The following is a 1,123-nucleotide window of genomic DNA, read 5'->3' as shown; positions in this document are numbered from 1 at the left end:
CTCGCGGACCTGACCCGGGTGGGGGCGGCCGGGCCGACGGCGCCCGGCACCGCGGACCGGGGGGCGCCCGGCGCCGTCCGGACCGCCCCTGCCGGCACCGCCGAGCCCGAGCCGGAGCCCGAGCCGGAGCGCCGCTCGGTCGAGGAGCTCCTGGCCGAGCTCGACGCGCTCGTCGGCCTCACCGACGTCAAGCGCGAGGTGCACCAGCAGGCCGCCGTCCTGCGGATGGAGAAGCTGCGCGCGGCGCACGGCCTGCGCACCCCCGCGATCTCGCGGCACCTCGTCTTCACCGGCAACCCCGGCACGGGCAAGACGACCGTCGCGCGGCTCGTCTGCGGCATCTACGCCGCCCTCGGGCTGCTGGCCAAGGGGCACCTCGTCGAGGTCGACCGCTCCGAGCTCGTCGGCCAGTACCTCGGGGAGACCGCGGTCAAGACCTCGGCGGTCGTCGCGAGCGCCATCGACGGGGTGCTGTTCATCGACGAGGCCTACGCGCTCGCCGGCGACCAGTACGGCCGCGAGGCGGTCGACACCCTGGTCAAGGAGATGGAGGACCACCGCGAGGACCTCGTCGTGATCGTGGCGGGCTACCCCGGTCCCATGGCGCGCTTCGTGGACAGCAACCCCGGCCTCGAGAGCCGGTTCCGCACGACGGTGCAGTTCGCGGACTACTCCGACGAGGAGCTCGAGGCGATCTTCGTGCGGCTCGCCGAGGCCGCGGACTTCACGCCGACGCCGGAGTGCCTCGTGCGGTTCCGGGAGATCCTCGCGGCGACCCCGCGCGGCGAGGGCTTCGGCAACGGCCGCTTCGCGCGGAACGTGCTCGAGGGCGCCATCGGCCGCCACGCCTGGCGCCTGCGCGACGTCGCCGAGCCGACGGCGGACGACCTGCGCCTGCTGCTGCCGCGCGACCTCGAGGAGCGCCCGGACGAGCCCCTCGCCGTCGGGACCGACGCGGGGACCGACACCGCGACCGGCACGGGCCCCGACGCCGACGCCGCACCGACCGCCGAGCCGACGATCGCACCCACCGAGCCGACCGCCCAAGGAGGCGCCGCGTGACCGCTACGGCCCCACCCGGACGGCCCGCCCCGCCCGCGGCCTGGCCGGGACCGCCCGGGCA

Annotated in this window: 1 protein-coding gene; it reads left to right on the top strand. The window is 76.5% G+C overall.

Annotated elements, in window-relative coordinates; translation table 11 throughout:
- The coding region (locus tag IDM29_RS16795) for an AAA family ATPase (RefSeq protein ID WP_188037848.1) at positions 1-1,062 on the top strand (1,062 nt) is incomplete at its 5' end.
- Positions 1,063-1,123 lie beyond the last annotated feature (61 nt).

It is taken from the genome of Actinotalea sp. JY-7885, from assembly GCF_014525465.1.
Classification (GTDB): domain Bacteria; phylum Actinomycetota; class Actinomycetes; order Actinomycetales; family Cellulomonadaceae; genus Actinotalea.
This window is presented reverse-complemented; position numbering and strand designations above follow the sequence as displayed.